This is a genomic window from Pseudomonas sp. GW456-12-1-14-TSB6 (genome assembly GCF_059424205.1).
The window spans coordinates 84,907-101,400 of the sequence record NZ_JBWKZE010000013.1 but is presented as its reverse complement, the minus strand read 5'-3'; the positions used below and the strand labels follow the sequence as shown (position 1 = coordinate 101,400).

The 16,494-nt window shown below is 60.5% G+C and carries 12 protein-coding genes; 7 read left to right on the top strand and 5 right to left on the bottom strand.

What is annotated here, in order from left to right; translation table 11 throughout:
• Window positions 1-169 precede the first annotated feature (169 nt).
• The 3 genes from AC07Y2_RS14530 to AC07Y2_RS14520 form a co-directional block, all read right to left on the bottom strand.
• Entirely contained in the window at window positions 170-3,844 is a 3,675-nt protein-coding gene (locus AC07Y2_RS14530) for a translocation/assembly module TamB domain-containing protein (RefSeq protein ID WP_103386184.1), read from the bottom strand.
• A complete protein-coding gene (locus AC07Y2_RS14525; protein WP_039767489.1) occupies window positions 3,841-5,568 on the bottom strand; it encodes an autotransporter assembly complex protein TamA in 1,728 nt (575 codons plus the stop codon). The genes AC07Y2_RS14530 and AC07Y2_RS14525 overlap by 4 nt, the downstream gene beginning before the upstream one ends.
• Window positions 5,569-5,634: 66 nt before the next feature.
• On the bottom strand, window positions 5,635-6,285 hold the full coding sequence (locus tag AC07Y2_RS14520) for a GNAT family N-acetyltransferase (protein ID WP_085612687.1): 651 nt from the start codon (window positions 6,283-6,285) through the stop codon (window positions 5,635-5,637).
• 174 nt (window positions 6,286-6,459) lie between these two features.
• On the opposite strand from AC07Y2_RS14520, the gene xthA reads away from it, so the two are divergent.
• Together xthA and AC07Y2_RS14510 are read left to right on the top strand one after the other, a co-directional pair.
• Window positions 6,460-7,272: an exodeoxyribonuclease III gene (gene xthA / locus AC07Y2_RS14515; RefSeq protein ID WP_085667520.1), complete on the top strand. Its 813-nt coding sequence runs from the start codon at window positions 6,460-6,462 to the stop codon at window positions 7,270-7,272.
• A 116-nt stretch (window positions 7,273-7,388) separates the two neighbouring features.
• Entirely contained in the window at window positions 7,389-8,723 is a 1,335-nt protein-coding gene (locus AC07Y2_RS14510; protein ID WP_103386222.1) for a substrate-binding domain-containing protein, read from the top strand.
• A 203-nt stretch (window positions 8,724-8,926) separates the two neighbouring features.
• Here AC07Y2_RS14510 and AC07Y2_RS14505 read toward each other — a convergent pair whose 3' ends face one another.
• Entirely contained in the window at window positions 8,927-10,156 is a 1,230-nt protein-coding gene (locus AC07Y2_RS14505) for an acyl-CoA dehydrogenase (protein ID WP_074688994.1), read from the bottom strand.
• Between the two features lie 176 nt (window positions 10,157-10,332).
• Here AC07Y2_RS14505 and AC07Y2_RS14500 point away from each other — a divergent pair, with 176 nt between their 5' ends.
• The 5 genes from AC07Y2_RS14500 (at window position 10,333) to AC07Y2_RS14480 (ending at window position 14,547) form a co-directional block, all read left to right on the top strand.
• Window positions 10,333-11,277 (top strand): LysR family transcriptional regulator, encoded by a 945-nt coding sequence (locus AC07Y2_RS14500; protein WP_064380747.1) that lies wholly within the window; start codon window positions 10,333-10,335, stop codon window positions 11,275-11,277.
• 55 nt (window positions 11,278-11,332) lie between these two features.
• Complete coding sequence (locus AC07Y2_RS14495) at window positions 11,333-11,734, top strand: MerR family transcriptional regulator (protein ID WP_007951507.1); 402 nt, start codon at window positions 11,333-11,335, stop codon at window positions 11,732-11,734.
• 29 nt (window positions 11,735-11,763) lie between these two features.
• The gene (locus AC07Y2_RS14490; protein WP_064380750.1) at window positions 11,764-12,663 is read left to right on the top strand and encodes a hydroxymethylglutaryl-CoA lyase; all 900 of its coding nucleotides are present in this window, start codon (window positions 11,764-11,766) and stop codon (window positions 12,661-12,663) included.
• Window positions 12,664-13,734: 1,071 nt separating this feature from the next.
• Complete coding sequence (locus AC07Y2_RS14485) at window positions 13,735-14,100, top strand: DUF6124 family protein (RefSeq protein WP_039767501.1); 366 nt, start codon at window positions 13,735-13,737, stop codon at window positions 14,098-14,100.
• Window positions 14,101-14,187: 87 nt separating this feature from the next.
• The gene (locus tag AC07Y2_RS14480; protein WP_103386186.1) at window positions 14,188-14,547 is read left to right on the top strand and encodes a DUF6124 family protein; all 360 of its coding nucleotides are present in this window, start codon (window positions 14,188-14,190) and stop codon (window positions 14,545-14,547) included.
• Between the two features lie 51 nt (window positions 14,548-14,598).
• Here the strand turns inward: AC07Y2_RS14480 and AC07Y2_RS14475 are convergent, their stop codons facing one another.
• The gene (locus tag AC07Y2_RS14475; RefSeq protein ID WP_103386187.1) at window positions 14,599-16,296 is read right to left on the bottom strand and encodes an AMP-binding protein; all 1,698 of its coding nucleotides are present in this window, start codon (window positions 16,294-16,296) and stop codon (window positions 14,599-14,601) included.
• Window positions 16,297-16,494 lie beyond the last annotated feature (198 nt).

Sequence of the window (16,494 nt, the reverse complement as noted above, 5' to 3'; positions counted from 1 at the left end):
CGAAGAGGTGTCAGCCGCCCCCTCTCTGCTGGCTGGAAAGCCGCCTTCGCGAGCAGGCTCGCTCCCACATTTGATCGGTGGCAGGCACACATTCATGTCAGCCGCAGATATCTTTGGGAGCAAGTTTGCTCGCGAAGGCCGCGCCTCGGTTCAAGTAAACAGGTGCGCTCTAGAAATCCCGCTTGTAGAAGATGTCCAGCGAACTGGCCACGCCGCTGGCGGCTTCGAGGTAAACCTTTTTGCTCAGTTTGTAACGCAAGGCGATGGTGTTGGCCGGCTCGAACACGCCGACGCCATAGCGCAGGCTGAGTTTTTCCGAGATGTTGCCGCTGGCCACCACGCTGGTGGTGTTGCCGCTGCCCTGGGTGTCGAGCTGGAAGTCCTGAATGCCCAGGTCGCTGGCCAGGCTGCTGGTGACCCCGGAACTGCCCATCAGGCCCAGGCCGAGCGCGGCCTGCGCGAGCATGTTGTTGTCCTCGCCGGTGGTGCTCAGCGGACGTCCCAGCACCAGATAAGACAGCGCCTGTTCCTGGCTCATGGCCGGTTCCGAGAAGATCTGTGTCGTCGGCTGCTCGGCGCTGCCGCTCAGGCGGATGCCTGCGATCACGTCATCGGTCTGGCGAATTGCTTCGATGTCCAGATATGGCTGATCGATCGGGCCGGCAAACAGCAGACGCGCGCGACGCACCGTCAGGCGCTGACCATAAGCGCGGTAGCGTCCGTCGTTGAGCCACAGCTCGCCACGGGTGTCCATGTTGTCGCCGATGTGCACCTGGCCTTGCAGGTTAGCGGTCAGGCCGAACCCGGCGAAGCTCAACTTGTCCTGGCCGACCACCACATCGATGTCCATTTTCATCGCCAGCGGCGGCTTGCCCTCTTCGGTCTGCGCGCCGACGATGATCGTGTCATCGGAGACTTTCACCGTCGATGGCGGCAGTTCCCGCACAGTGATTTCGCCTTTCGGTACCAGCACCTTGCCGGCAATCGCCAGCTCATCGCCGGCCATGGAAATCTTCAGGTCCGGCGCTACCTCCAGTTTCGCGTAGGGCTCGACCGTGACCGGCAATTGCGTGCCCTTGAGCGCCAGATCCACCACCAACGCCTGACCCCAGGCGATGTTGCCGTTCAGACTGCCCTGCCCGCTCTTGCCGCTTTTCCAGCCGCCATTCAATTGCACGGCCTCACCGGCGATCACCGCTTGCAGTTGCAACGCTTGCAGTTCGATCGGCAACTCCGGCCCGGACACTTCGCCGTCGCTGAGCTGCACGGTGCCGTTGACCAGCGGCGCGAGCAGGCCACCGGAAATCGTGCCGCTGCCGTTCAGGCGCCCGGTGAGTTTCTCGACCATCGGCACAAACGGCCGCGCCACCGACAGGTCAAGCCCGCTGAGGCGGAATGTACCGCTGAGCGGCTTGTTCTTCGGCAGCGGATTGAGCTGTGCCTGCACCATCAGTTCACCGAGCTTGCCGCCGACGAAATTGAGATCAGTGTCGATGCGCTTGGGCGTGAGTTTGCTGGTGAGCTTGAGGGTCTGGTACGGGAAGTCGACCCACTGATCCTTCTCGCGCATGCGCAAGGTGCCGCCGCTGGCATCGACGCTGATCTGGCCATTCGGGCCGCTGGCCGGCAGGTCCAGTTGCAGGTCGGCGTTGAGCTTGCCCTGCCAGGCGAAATCCTTCGGCAGCCATTGCGCCAGGCTTTCGATCGGGAATTGCTTGAGGTGATAACGCAGCTTCGGCTCCGGCATCAGGCGCTGATCTTCACCGCACAGGCTGGCATTGCCGGACATCCAGCAATGGGCGCCGAAGTTGATCTTGCCGTCGGCCAGACGCTCGAGTTTCGCCGGGTTTTGCAGTTTCCAGTCCTGACCGCCGGCCTGAATGTCACCGCTGGCCAGACGCCCGCGCCAGTTGCCCTTGTCCAGATTGCCGTCCAGGCCCAGCGCCAGTTTCAGCTTCGGCCCGAGCAGGTCGAGGTTGAGTTTCTGGCTTTTGATATCGCCCTGGGCGCTGGCGGTCAGGGTGCCCAGCGACGTGTCGCCGGCCTGAATCCCGCTGCCCTTGAGGTCGATTTTCGCCCGTTGCGCGCTGTCGAGGGTGGCATCGAGGTTAAGGCTTTGCAGGCGATTGTCCTGGAACGCCAGTTGCGAACCTTGCAGGCCGAGCTTGCCTTGCGGCGCCTTGAGCGTGCCGGCGACATCGACCCGCCCGTTGATCTGCCCGCGCAGTTGCGGCCAGAGCTGGGCCAGACGCGCCAGTTTGATGTCGATCTGCCCGGTGAGTTTCTGTTGCAGGCTGCCCTTGCCGTTGATGCTGTTGTCGCCGAGGCGGATTTGCAGGGCATTCAGATTCCACTGCTCGCCCGCGCCGTCGGCCTTGGCTTGCAGGATCGCCGGTTGCCCGCGCAGTTTGCCCTTCAGATCGAGGTCGGCATTCAGGCTCAGGCGCTCGTTTTTCATTTCGCCTTTGCTTTTCAATGGGCCGGCCAGGGTGCCCGGCAGCTCCGCAACCCAATACGCCGGGTTGAGCGCCGACAGCTCCAGCGCGGTGTCCCAGGCGATGCCATCGGCGAACTGCACGTTCACATGGCCTTCGGCCTTGCCCTGCCCGGCTTCGAGTTTCAGTTGCGGCAGGAAGATCTGCTTGAGATTGCCACTGAACGGACTGCTCAGGCTGAACGCCCCCGCCGGACCATCTGCAGCGGCGGCGAAGTTACCGAGGTACTGACCGTCGGTGTAGGAGACTTCGCCGGTGAAGGTACGCAACGTGACCTGCGGCTCGTCGATTTCCGGATAGAGCCGGTGCCAGGGGAAATCCAGCCAGTTGATGTTGGCCTGGGCGCTGAGGCCTTTGCTCCAGTCGACATTGCCAGTGAGCTTGAGGCTTTGCTTGTCGTTGGCCGTCAGATCGAGGCCGGCAATCTGTGCACCGTTGGCGTCGACCTTGCCTTTGAGCAACAGCGCTACCGGGCCTTTATCGGCAGGCAGCGTCGCATTGCCGAGCAATTGGTAACCGTTTTTCAGGTCGCCTTCGCCGGTCAATAGCAGTTGATTGAATTGCAGCGTGTCCGGCAGATCCGCACTCGGCTTGAACGCCTCCGAGGTGATCCGCACTTTGGCCGGCAGGTTTTCCGCCAACGGTTGCAGTTCGCCGCTCAACTGGCCGTCGAGGTAGCCACGGCTGTCGGCGTTAAGGTTGAGGGTTTTTAGCAGGTCGCCGTCGATTTTCAGCGCCAGCGTCCACGGCTCGGGCGCCGGCGACGGCAAGGTCAGATCACCGGTGATGTTCAGCGGCCAGTTGCCGGTCGGTTGTAGCAGGCCGGAGAGGTTCAGGCTCAACTCGTCGCGTTGCAGTTTCACGCTGTCGATCTGCATGCCTTTGGCCGTCCAGTGCGCCGCCAGTTGCAGGCCTTTCAATTCTTCGCTGCCGTTGAACAACAGGCTGCCGACCTGCACGTCGCCCAGCTCAATGGCCACGGGCAATTGCAGATCAGGAAGTTTGATTGGGCCGCTTTCGGTGACTTCTTCGCTCGGCGGAAATTGCAGGCTGACGGTATCGGCCTTGAGCTGTTCGATGCACAACGTCATGCGCGTCAGACACAGCGGCGACCATTCGAAGATCGGTTTGCTCAGCTCGACGCGGCTGCTGTCCTGCTGCCACAGCAGATGATCGGCGCTCCATTGCCCACCGAGACGACCCTGGAAATCGTCGACGCTCAGGCCCGGCACCAGACCCAGCACCCAACGGCTGCCGGCCTGCGTTCCGAGGACAGCGGTGATGCTCAATACAATCAGCAGCACCAGCGACAACAGCGCCAGCGCCGATATTTTCAAACCACGCTTCACAGCTCAGGCCCCATGGAAAAGTGCAGCCGGATGCCGCCATCGTCGTCCAGCGCATGGGCCAGGTCGAGGCGGATCGGCCCCACCGGCGAAACCCAGCGCACACCGATACCGACCCCGGTCTTGAGGTTCGGCAGTTCGAGTTTGTTGAAGGAGTTGCCCTGATCGACGAAGGTCGCCACGCGCCACTTCTCGGCAATCGAGTATTGGTATTCGACGCTGCCGGCCACCATATAGCGCCCGCCGATGCGGTCGCCCTCGGAGTTCTCCGGGGACAGGCTCTGATAGTCGTAACCGCGCACGCTCTGATCGCCACCAGCGAAGAAGCGCAGCGACGGCGGCACCGATTTGTAGCCGTTGGTGGCGCTGCCGCCGACCTGTACCCGACCGAGCAGACGGTGCTTGTCGAACACGGTGGTCAGGCCTTTGACCAGCGCCGTGCCGTAAACCAGGTTGTTGTCGGAGCCGAGGCCTTCTTTCGCAACCTTGCTTTCGAAGGTCAGGCGATAGCCGTTGTGCGGGTCGATGCGGTTGTCACTCTTGAGGTAGGAATAGCTGACGCCGGGCATTAGCAAGGTGCTCAGACCGGAGTCGTCTCCGAGCTGGTATTCCTCGCGCTGCCATTTCAGCGAGATCACTCGCTGCCAGCCGCTCGGCAATTTGCTGTGCCATTCCGGGCCGAAAGTCAGCAGCTTGCTCAAGGTGTCGGAACCGTCGATGTCCTCGTATTGATAACCGCCGGCCCAGCGCAGTTTGTCGGTCAGCGGCGGGTCCAGCGGGATGTCGTAGAACAGACCGACGTTCTGCCGTGGCGCCGATAGTTCGGCCTCCCAGCCATAACTGTCGCCCTGCGGGTTGACCCAGTGGCGGGTCCAGTTGGCCTTGATTCGCGGGCCGACGTCGGTGGAATAACCGAGACCGAGGCCCATGGTGCGCGGCTTGCGGGTGTCGAGTTTGACGTCCACCGGGATCACGTCGTTTTTCGCGGCGGTCGGTGCGGCGTCGACCCGTACGCCTTCAAAATATCCGCTCGATTGCAGGTCGCGGTTGAGTTCGGCGATCAGCTCGGAGTCATACGGCTCGCCGGCCTTGAACGGCACCATGCGTTGTAGCAGGTCTTCGTCGAACGGCGTGTCGCCTTCAAAGCTGACCTTGCCCAGCGCATAACGCGGGCCGCTTTCGTAGATCAGTTCGACATCGGCGACCCCGGCGCGTGGATCGACCATCAATTTCTGGCTGGTGAAACGGCCACTGAAGAAGCCATAACGCGAGGCCTGGTTCTGAATCAGGCGCTTGGCGTCTTCGTAACGCCCATGGTTGAGCACCGCGCCGGGCTTGAGCACGTCACTCTTGGGGACTCGAAAGGATTTGAGAGAGGCCGCCGGACCGTCAACACGCACGGTCACGTTGCGCAGGCGAATCGGCTCGCCGGGATCGATGTTCAGCACCAGACGCGGTTTTTCACCGCCCTTGACGTCACTTTCGATCTGCGGCTGGTAATAACCCAAGGCCTGGGCCGCCTTGCGCGCCTGTTCTTCGGCGCCGCGACTGAAGCGCTGCAAGGCTTCTTCGTCACGATCGCCGAGACTGCCGATATAGCCTTCTATATTGGCTTTCAGTTCATCGTTGGACGGTTTGATCCGCACATCCAATTCACTTTGCGCCAGCGCCGCGCAGCTGGTTAACAGCATGAGCACGCCACTGGTAAATCTTCCTGGAAACTTCATAGGCGCGGATGCTATCACGGGCTTGGGAGCGTGATAGAACAGGAAATTTCCGAAAAAGTTCGATGGTCATCCCGTTGCTGTTTGTAACACCTGCGGGTTGGCGTGGAAAAACACGTGCTCGCGAACCGGGCCGACGGCCACTTCGCCGATTTCCTCGTAACCCTGACGCTTGTAGAACTCCAGATAGCGCGGGTTGCCGGTGTCGAGAATCACGCCTTGGGAGCTTTCGTCCACCGCGCACCAGTTGTGCACCGCTTGCAGCAGTTGCTCGCCGAAATGCTTGCCCTGAAATTGTGGATGCACACCGAGCAGCGGCAGCATGTGCACCGAGTCGGTCGGCACGCAGGCTTCAACGGCAGCGTGATATTCCAGATAACGGCGGGTGCAGCGGAAGCCGGTGCTCAGCACCATGCGCAAACGCCAAGCCCAACTCTCGGTAACGCCCAGACGCCGTTGCGGCGGCGCGATCAGGGCGATGCCGATCAGGCGATCGTTGACCAGCAGGCCGATGGCCGGCAGATCCTGCAGGAAATGCTGTTTGACCAGCTCCCGCACCGTGGCCCGCACCCGCTGCTCGTAACCCGCGCGCTCGGCTTCGAACAGGTAAGCGAAGGTCGGCTCGTGGCGATAAGCCTGATAGAGAAGAGATCGCGCTTCACGGGAATAGCCGCGGTCGAGCATGTGGATGTCGGCAACGGCGGTTTGGGTTTCAGGCATGACGGTGATTCTCCCTGGACGGGACTCAAGAGGCCCCGTTCTTGTTATACGAGCCTTGGGCAGAAGGGATCGTTCCCACACCCGAAAGACATTAGCAGCGCATATGGACTACCGCCACGCTGGCCCAGATCCTACATGTCAGCTAGCATCGCCCTTTTGCCAGGACTGCCGACCATGAAGATCGTTTCCTTCAACATCAACGGACTGCGGGCCCGCCCGCATCAGCTGGCGGCGCTGATCGAAAAGCATCAGCCGGACGTCATCGGCCTGCAGGAAACCAAGGTCCACGACGACCAGTTCCCGCTGGAAGAAGTGCGGGCCCTGGGGTATCACGTGTATTTCCACGGCCAGAAAGGCCATTACGGCGTTGCCCTGCTCTCGCGCCAGGAACCGATTGCCGTACACAAAGGTTTTGCCACCGATGAAGAAGACGCACAGCGGCGCTTTATCTGGGGCACATTCGCCGACGCCAACGGCGTGCCGGTGACGATCATGAACGGCTATTTCCCACAGGGCGAAAGCCGCGACCATCCGACCAAATTCCCGGCCAAACAGCGTTTCTACAGCGACCTGCAAGCCCTGCTGGAGAGCCAGTTCCACAACGAGCAGCCGCTGGTGGTGATGGGCGACGTCAACATCTCTCCGGAAGACAGCGACATCGGCATCGGCCCGGACAACATGAAACGCTGGCTGAAAACCGGCAAATGCAGCTTCCTGCCGGAAGAGCGCGAGTGGATGGCCCGCCTGAAAAACTGGGGCCTGACCGACAGTTTCCGTCACCTGAACCCGGACGTGACCGACACGTTCAGCTGGTTCGACTACCGCAGCCGCGGGTTTGAAGACGAGCCGAAACGGGGCCTGCGCATCGATGTGATTCTGGCGTCCCACGGTTTGCTGCCACGGGTGAAAGCCGCCGGCGTCGACTATGAACTGCGCGGGATGGAAAAGCCTTCGGACCATGCGCCGATCTGGCTGGAATTGAGCTGATTCGCTTGAAAGCAGAAGATCACAGCCAGCGGTGGTGATCTTCTGTCCTGTCATCTTTCAGAAACGTCTTTGACTTAATCTCCCCGGCAATCCCCTTGGCTGCAATCGGTGCCGGCATGACCCTGCGTGTTCTGTTTGTCTTTCTCCTGAGCGCCTGGCTGCAGGTTGCGGTTGCGGCGTTGCCCATTCCCGAGAGCGGCCCGGCATTGCGCATCCAGGGTTCCAACACCATTGGCGCGGCGCTCGGCCCGGCGCTGGTGGAAGGCCTGTTGCAAGACCAGGGGCTGTTGAAAGTCCACAGCGAAACCCCGGACACCGCCAACGAACAACGAGTCGTCGGCCTGACGGCCCAGGGCCAGAGGGTCGTGGTGGAAATCGCTGCCCACGGCTCAAGCACCGGTTTCACTGCACTCAAGAACGCCAGCGCCGATCTGGCCGCCTCTTCGCGCCCGATCAAAGACAGCGAACTGCTGAACCTGCAAGCCCGGGGCGATCTGAAAAGCCCCGGCGCCGAACAAGTCATCGCCATCGATGGCCTGGCGATCATCCTTCATCCCGACAATCCGCTGAATCAACTGAACACCGAACAACTGGCGCGAATCTTCAGCGGCGAGGCGAAGACGTGGGAAGACGTCGGCGGCAAGGGGGGGACGATTCATTTATATACGCGGGATGATCAGTCCGGCACCTACGACACGTTCAAGGAACTTGTCCTCAGCCGTCGTGGGAAATCCCTGAGCAATGCCGCGAAACGGTTTGAATCCAGCGAACAATTGTCCGACGCGGTCAGTGCCGATCCTCAGGCCATCGGTTTCATCGGCCTGCCCTATGTGCGTCAGGCCAAGGCCGTGGCGATTGTCGACGGGCAATCCCAGGCGATGCTGCCACTCGCCAGCCTGATCGCCACCGAAGACTATCCGCTGTCGCGGCGGCTGTTCTTCTATCTGCCGCCCGACAGCAACAATCCCTGGGCCAAGGCCTTGGTGGACTTTGCGCAAAGCCGTCGGGGCCAGGCGATTGTTGCGGCCAACGGTTTTATTGCCCAGACCGTGCAGGCCATCGCCGTCACACCGAATGCGCTGATGCCCGAGGGTTATCAATCCCTCAGCCGCCACGCCCAGCGTCTGACGGTGAACTTCCGTTTCGAAGAAGGCAGCGCCAGCCTCGACAACAAGGCCCGCCAGGATCTGGCTCGGGTGTTCGACTATATAAAGCACCACGACAAGACTGACCGCGCGGTAACACTGGTGGGATTCGGCGACGCCAAGGACGACCCGGCGCGGGCGGATTTGCTGTCGAAGCTGCGGGCGATGGCGGTACGCAGGGAGCTGGTGAAAAACGGCGTGGTATTGCGCGAGGTGCGCGGGTTTGGCGCGCTGATGCCGGTGGCGACCAACAGCGGGGATGAAGGCAGGATCAAGAATCGGCGGGTTGAGGTTTGGGTTTACTGAGCGTCGAACCACTGATCGTTCCCACGGCGAGGCGTCAGGCCGGTGATCGTTCCCACGCTCTGCGTGGGAATGCATACCGTGACGCTCCGCGTCACAGTGGACGCAGAGCGTCCATGGCTGCGTTACCACGCAGAGCGTGGGAACGATCATCGCCCATTTGCGGTAACGCGCCAGCAATCAATGATTACTGGCGCAACCTGTCTTCAGCGCTCGCTACGCAGCATTTCCTTCGGCACATACTTGCCGATCTCGAACTTGCCGATCGCCGCGCGGTGCACCTCGTCCGGGCCGTCGGCCAGGCGCAGGGTACGTTGCATGGCGTACATGTAGGCCAACGGGAAGTCGTTCGACACCCCGGCCCCGCCATGAATCTGAATCGCCCGGTCGATCACCCGCAATGCGACGTTCGGCGCGACGACCTTGATCTGCGCGATCTCGCTCTTGGCGACCTTGTTACCCACGGTGTCCATCATGTACGCCGCTTTCAGGGTCAGCAGGCGTGCCATGTCGATTTCCATCCGCGAGTCGGCGATCTTGTCGACGTTACCACCCAGACGTGCCAGCGGTTTGCCGAACGCAGTGCGGCTCACCGAGCGTTTGCACATCAGTTCCAGTGCGCGCTCGGCCATGCCGATCGAACGCATGCAGTGGTGAATCCGGCCTGGGCCAAGGCGACCTTGTGCGATTTCGAAGCCGCGTCCTTCACCGAGCAGGACGTTTTCGTACGGCACCCGCACGTTGTCGAACAGCACTTCGGCGTGGCCGTGGGGCGCGTCGTCGTAACCGAACACCGGCAGCGGACGGAGGATCTTCACGCCGGGAGTGTCGACGGGTACCAGGATCATCGAGTGCTGAGCGTGACGCGGGGCGTCGGGGTTACTCAGGCCCATGAAAATCAGGATCTTGCAGCGCGGATCGCAGGCGCCGGAGGTCCACCATTTCTTGCCATTGATGACCCACTCGTCGCCATCGCGCACAGCACGGGCGGCCATGTTGGTGGCGTCGGAGGACGCAACGTCCGGCTCGGTCATGGCGAACGCCGAGCGAATCTCGCCGCGCAGCAGCGGTTCGAGCCAGCGCTGTTTCTGCTCTTCGTTGGCGTAACGCACCAGCACTTCCATGTTGCCGGTGTCGGGGGCGGAGCAGTTGAACGGCTCGGGACCGAGCAACGAACGGCCCATGATTTCCGCCAATGGCGCGTATTCGAGGTTGGTCAGGCCAGCGCCCAGTTCCGACTCAGGCAGAAACAAATTCCATAGTCCCTCGGCCTTTGCCTTGGCCTTGAGTTCTTCCATGATCGCCGTCGGCTGCCAGCGATCGCCCTCGGCGACCTGACGCTCGAACACGGCTTCGGCCGGGTAAACGTAAGTGTCCATGAACGCGGTCACGCGCTCACGCAGTTCTTGCACCTTGGGCGAATAAGCGAAATCCATGAGCAATTACCTTTTTTCGGCAGGTTGTTTAAGTCATGCAATCGATGCTAGAACAGCGCTGATAATTTACCTAGCCTATTCTCGGCGTGTATAAACATTCATCACCGATATATGATTGGTTGATTTTCCTGGCCGCCCTGACCCGCGCCATTCACCTATAACAAGAGAGCCGCGTAATGAATCTGAGCAAGGTCGACCTCAACCTTTTCATCGTCTTCGACGCGATCTACACCGAAGCCAACCTGACCCGCGCCGGGCAGATTGTCGGCATTACCCAGCCGGCGGTGTCCAACGCCTTGGCGCGGTTGCGCGAGACCTTCAACGACCCGCTCTTCGTACGTACGGCGCAGGGCATGGTGCCGACGCCCATGGCGCAGAACATCATTGGCCCGGTGCGCAACGCGCTGTCGCTGTTACGGGTTTCGGTTCAGGAAAGCCGCATCTTCAACCCCTCGCAAGCGGTCAAGACCTATCGCATCAGCATGACCGACCTGACCGAAGCGGTGATTCTGCCGCCACTGTTCCAGCGCCTGCGTCGTCTGGCGCCGACGGTGATCATCGAAAGTTTCCTGTCCAAGCGCCGGGAAACCACCAAGGAGCTGGCCGCCGGGCGTCTCGACTTTGCCGTGGATGCGCCGCTCAACACCGACCCGCAGGTGCGCCACGTCAAGCTGATGGAAGACCGTTACGTCTGCGCCATGCGCAAGGGCCATCCGCTGGCGACCAAGGAAAAATTCACCCTCGACGATTACCTGTCGCTGACCCACATTCATATTTCCAGCCGGCGCAGTGGCCTGGGTCACGTCGATCTGGCGCTGGGCAAGATGGGCATCCAGCGCAAGATTGCGCTGCGCTCGCAGCACTATCTGATGGCGTCCCAGGTGTTGCAGCAGACCGACATGGTGATGACCGTGCCGGAACGGTTCGCCCGGCGCCATGACCTGCATGCGTTCAATCTGCCGGTCAACGATGTGCCGCCGGTGGAAACCCATTTGTACTGGCACGAAAGCACCGATCAGGACCCGGCCAACCGCTGGATGCGCGAGCAGATGATCGAGCTGTGCCAGCAAGTGACAGCGCACGAGAAGAAGCTCGACAAGCTGCAGACGCCCGCTACTTGACGTAAACGTCAACCTGCCATTAGCTTAGCGCCAAGACCCTTCTTCGAGCGCTTTCATGAGCAGCCAGACCTACAGCATTTCCGACCTCGCCCGCGAGCTGGACATCACCACCCGGGCGATCCGCTTCTATGAAGAACAAGGCCTGCTCAGCCCTGAGCGCCGAGGCCAGGAACGCATCTATTCGCCGCGCGACAAGGTCAGCCTGAAGCTGATCCTGCGGGGCAAGCGCATCGGTTTCTCCCTGGCCGAGTGCCGCGAGCTGATCGAGCTCTACGACCCCTCCAGCGGTAACACCAAACAACTCAACAGCATGCTGGCGAAAATCAGCGAGCGCCGGGAACAGCTCGAGCAGCAGTTGCTGGACATCGAACAGATGAAGCTGGAGCTCGACACCGCCGAAGAACGCTGCGTGCAGGCGCTGGAGCAGACGCTCAAGAGTCAGCAAGTCGCGCAGTAGCCTCCCGACAACTACAACAGGTCAACGCCATGTCCCTCCCCTCCCAAGTACGCCTGATCGAAGTCGGCCCGCGTGACGGCCTGCAGAACGAAGCCCAGCCCATCAGCGTTGCCGACAAGGTGCAACTGGTCGACGCGCTGAGCGCCGCCGGCCTCGGCTATATAGAAGTCGGCAGTTTCGTCTCGCCCAAGTGGGTGCCGCAGATGGCCGGTTCCGCTGATGTATTCGCGCAGATCCAGCGCAAGCCCGGCGTGACCTACGGCGCACTGGCGCCGAACCTGCGCGGTTTTGAGGATGCGCTGGCCGCCGGGGTCAAGGAAGTCGCCGTGTTTGCCGCCGCGTCCGAAGCGTTTTCGCAGCGCAACATCAATTGCTCGATCAGCGAAAGCCTGGCGCGGTTCGCGCCGATCATGGAGTCGGCGAAACAGCACGGCGTTACCGTGCGCGGTTACGTGTCCTGCGTGCTTGGCTGTCCTTATGAAGGCGAGGTCGCCCCGGAACAAGTGGCCATGGTCGCCCGCGAGCTGTACGCGATGGGCTGCTACGAAGTATCGCTGGGTGACACCATCGGTACCGGCACCGCGGGCGCGACCCGCCGGCTGTTCGAAGTGGTTTCGAATCAGGTGCCACGCGAAAAACTCGCCGGCCACTTCCACGACACCTACGGCCAGGCCATGGCCAACATCTACGCCAGCCTGCTGGAAGGCATCGCGGTGTTCGACAGCTCGATCGCCGGCCTCGGCGGCTGCCCGTACGCCAAAGGCGCCAGCGGTAACGTCGCCACCGAAGACGTGGTGTACCTGCTCAATGGCCTGGGCATCGAGACCGGCATCGACCTCGACGCCTTGATTGCCGCCGGCCAACAGATCAGTGCGGTGCTGGGTCGCCCAACCGGATCGCGTGTGGCCAAGGCTCGCAGTGCACAGTGAGGGGATGGTGTTACCGCCGAGCGCGAAACGTGGGCACAAGCGAGTAACACGGAAACAGATTGTCTGGTTTTGCCTGAAGGAAAAATCCTTCAAAAATCTCAAGCCCTTGATTTACAAGGGTTTTGAAAAGTTGGCACGGCTTCTGCTATCTCTATGGCATAACAAGAATAAAAAGCAGCAAACCAATAAAAATAAGACGTACCGACTCTGACATAACAAAAACAACACGGCAGAGACGCAGCTAACAGATTTTTTTGGAGAAGGTGTGCTTTTCAGGGTATTCCTCGGAATGACCCGCAACCGGGCAGAGAACAATAAAACTACCTTCAGGTAGCTCCCGAATCGGTTGGATCGCTAGACGAGAAAGCAGATCAGCGCTCAAAAAAATACGTTTGCTCTTGACCCCGGATGGGGGTCGCCAAAAACAGCGGTAAAGGGCCACGGTTGCCAAAAACAACAACAGACCGCCCCTCAATAATAAAAAAGAGCACGCGACGACAAAATTAAAGGGGAGCTTCGGCTCCCCTTTGTGCTGTCTGGCGTTCTGAAATTGTCCGCGACGGATCTCCCTCCCCCATCTCCACCTTCCTACAAGCGCTCACTCGGCAAGATCTCAGTGAGGCAATTGATCTTGTGCCTCAATATCCAGCCCCCGCATACAAGTAATCCCTACAAAAACACAGAGGATTCACGGCTTTCGCTGTGTGTAAACACGACGCCGCATGCCCGTTTAAATTACACGAACCGTTACGCCATAAGGGCTACAACACCTTGCGTCGTTGCCTACGCGTACGCCAGAATCCGCCGGCTTACGCGGCTATGGGGTGGGCTATATCGTTTCCCTGTCACTGAAAAACAGTGATCGGGTTTGGTAGCCCGTCTGTAATAGCTGTATGGCAACACCGTATGCAGTCCCTTTTTGGGGCTCTGTTTTATGGTGGTCATGCGTGGGGCTCATTCGTGAGCGCCGGGTTCCTATTGCAGCCGGTCTACCAACCCGCGTATGGCCGCCACCCATCGTTTGGTAGCGTGGGTGATGGCTCCTTGAGATCTGCGATAGGAGTTACACGTATGTTCAAAGCCACACCAAACCCACCAGAAACCGATTCAATCCCCTACGACGCCGCACTCGAAGCCGAAAACATAAAAACGGCCACCGAGCGGGCGATCAATCATTACCTCGATCCTGGGGCGCAGAAGACGTCCAAGCCATCGCGCAAGCCCGGCAAGATCTATCTGGTCAATCCAACGATGGATGACGAAACGCTGCTGGTCGAAGCGTGCGAAACGCTGTCGTCGGCCAGTGACATGGCCCGGGATCTCGGCAACACCGTCGATCCGTCGCAGCGCAAGGCGATGCAGATTCTGCAGCAGGTCATCATGCTGAGTGAGCTGCTGGTCAATCGTGTGCTGGATAACCATCACGTCTCGCGGTAGTTGCCGCCTCGGTGAGGGGCTTGTCCCCTCACTGCCTGACAGCCGTCGATAAAAATCCTCAAGCGACTCTTTCCGGAGTTCCAGCTGATGTCCAAGACCGTCATTCCACCGTTAGAAGATCCGGTGTCCCCCTACGAATTTCCCGATTCAAGAAAACTCCACGACGCCGCCGAACGCGCCCTCGACTATTACTTGACCCCCGCAGCCAAGATCATGGCCACGCCCTACACCCCAAACGACATGTTCATGGTCAACCCGCAAACCGACACGGAGTCATTGCTGGCCAACGCCTGCGAATCCCTGGCTTCAGCCACGGTCATGCTCGGTGACTTTGCCGGCCTGCTGGAAGGGCCGAACCGCAAGACCCTGTTGGGCATTGCGCAAGTGGTGATGTTGGGGGAGTTAGCGGTTAATCAGGCGTTGGAAAATGTAGAAGTAAAGCAATAAGCGCCGCTTTCGAAGCCAGGGTCCGCGCCCTGGCTTCGAAAGCTCTAATCGTCAGCCCTCGTTGCTACGTAACTCCTCGATACTGATCTCACGCATCCGGAATTTCTGGATCTTGCCCGTCACCGTCATCGGAAACTCCTCGACGAACTTGAAATGACGCGGCGTCTTGAAGTGAGCGATGCGCTCCTTGCACCACGCTTGCAGTTCTTGTTCGGTGGCGCTGTGGCCGGGATGGAATTTGATCCAGGCGACGATTTCTTCGCCGTAACGCGAGCAGGGAATGCCGATCACCTGCACATCCGCCACCGCTGGATGGGTGAAGAAGAATTCTTCCAGTTCGCGCGGATAAATGTTCTCACCGCCACGGATGATCATGTCCTTGTTACGCCCGGCGATGCACACGTAACCCTCGTCGTTCATGCTCGCCAGGTCGCCGGTGTGCATCCAGCCTGCCGCGTCGATGGCTTCGGCGGTGGCCTGCGGGTTGTTCCAGTAGCCGAGCATCACGCTGTAGCCACGGGTGCACAGTTCGCCGATGGTGCCGCGCGGCACCGGATTGCCGGCCTCGTCGATGATTTTGCTTTCGAGTTGCGGCTGGGTGCGGCCGACGGTGGTGACGCGCAGTTCCAGCTCGTCGGATGGGCCGGTCTGCAGCGACACCGGGCTGGTTTCGGTCATGCCGTAGGCGATTTGCACTTCGCTCATGTGCATTTCGTTGATGACCCGGCGCATCACTTCGATTGGGCAGGTGGCGCCAGCCATGATCCCGGTGCGCAGGGTCGACAGGTCGAACTCGGCGCGTTGCGGTTGATCGAGCATGGCGATGAACATGGTCGGCACGCCGTACAGTGCGGTGGCCTTTTCTTCGGCGACCGTGCTCAGGGTCAGCAGCGGATCGAAGGCATCGTTGGGATAGATCATCGTGCTGCCGTGGGTGATGCAGCCCAGGTTGCCCATGACCATGCCGAAGCAGTGATACAGCGGAACCGGGATCACCAGCCGATCGGCAGCGGTCAGACCGAGGCTTTCGCCGACCATGTAACCGTTGTTGAGGATGTTGTAGTGACTGAGGGTCGCGCCCTTGGGGAAACCGGTGGTGCCGGAGGTGTACTGGATGTTGACCGGTTGATCGAAGTGCAGACCGTCGCTGCGTTCACGCAATTGTTCTGGAGAGACACTGGCGGCCAGATCGGCCAGTTGCGACCACGGAAGAAAACCCGAAGGCGGCTGCGGATCGAGGCTGATCAAGCCGCGCAGCTCCGGCAGGCGCTCGCTGCGCAGTTCGCCGATGGATTGCTCGGCCAGTTCCGGCAGCAAGCCTTGCAACATGCCGTGATAGTTGGAGCTCTTGAATGCACCGGCGCAGACCAGCCATTGGCAACCGGATTGCTTGAGCACGTATTCGAGTTCGGAGCTGCGGTAGGCCGGGTTGATGTTGACCAGGATCACGCCGATCTTCGCGGTGGCGAACTGCGTGATACACCACTGCGCGCAATTCGGTGCCCAGATGCCGAGCCGATCACCGGTCTGCAAACCCAACGCCAGCAGCGCTCTGGCATGCACGTCTACCGCATCGGCCAGTTGCCGCCAGGTGTAACGCAGCTGCTGATGACGCACCACCAACGCCTCGCCGTCCGGGTACTGCGCGACGGTCTCGTCGAACTTCTGCCCGATGGTCATCGCCAGCAAGGCTTTGTCCTGGGAACCACGGGTATAGCTGCGCTGCGGGTTTGCACTGGGTTGATCCATGACGACCCCTATTGTCTTTATTAGTGGGTGTTGGAACGGAGCCACGGCAGCTCCGACCATTCAGAACTGGCCCTACTCTCGCTCAAGTTGACGTTAACGTAAAGGGTGATTGACAGCCATTCGTCACAGGCTTACGTTAACGTAAAGGTGAGAACTGAAACGCCCTTCTCCCCACCCTACAAAAAAGCCAAAAGGTGA

What these genes read in the sequence shown, in the direction of transcription:
- AC07Y2_RS14495 (WP_007951507.1), top strand. Translation starts at nt 11,333, where the DNA reads ATGAGCAGCCAGACCTACAGCATTTCCGACCTCGCCCGCGAGCTGGAC.
- AC07Y2_RS14500 (WP_064380747.1), top strand. Translation starts at nt 10,333, where the DNA reads ATGAATCTGAGCAAGGTCGACCTCAACCTTTTCATCGTCTTCGACGCG.
- xthA (WP_085667520.1), top strand. Translation starts at nt 6,460, where the DNA reads ATGAAGATCGTTTCCTTCAACATCAACGGACTGCGGGCCCGCCCGCAT.
- AC07Y2_RS14520 (WP_085612687.1), bottom strand. Translation starts at nt 6,285, where the DNA reads ATGCCTGAAACCCAAACCGCCGTTGCCGACATCCACATGCTCGACCGC.
- AC07Y2_RS14525 (WP_039767489.1), bottom strand. Translation starts at nt 5,568, where the DNA reads ATGAAGTTTCCAGGAAGATTTACCAGTGGCGTGCTCATGCTGTTAACC.
- AC07Y2_RS14475 (WP_103386187.1), bottom strand. Translation starts at nt 16,296, where the DNA reads ATGGATCAACCCAGTGCAAACCCGCAGCGCAGCTATACCCGTGGTTCC.
- AC07Y2_RS14490 (WP_064380750.1), top strand. Translation starts at nt 11,764, where the DNA reads ATGTCCCTCCCCTCCCAAGTACGCCTGATCGAAGTCGGCCCGCGTGAC.
- AC07Y2_RS14510 (WP_103386222.1), top strand. Translation starts at nt 7,389, where the DNA reads ATGACCCTGCGTGTTCTGTTTGTCTTTCTCCTGAGCGCCTGGCTGCAG.
- AC07Y2_RS14480 (WP_103386186.1), top strand. Translation starts at nt 14,188, where the DNA reads ATGTCCAAGACCGTCATTCCACCGTTAGAAGATCCGGTGTCCCCCTAC.
- AC07Y2_RS14505 (WP_074688994.1), bottom strand. Translation starts at nt 10,156, where the DNA reads ATGGATTTCGCTTATTCGCCCAAGGTGCAAGAACTGCGTGAGCGCGTG.
- AC07Y2_RS14485 (WP_039767501.1), top strand. Translation starts at nt 13,735, where the DNA reads ATGTTCAAAGCCACACCAAACCCACCAGAAACCGATTCAATCCCCTAC.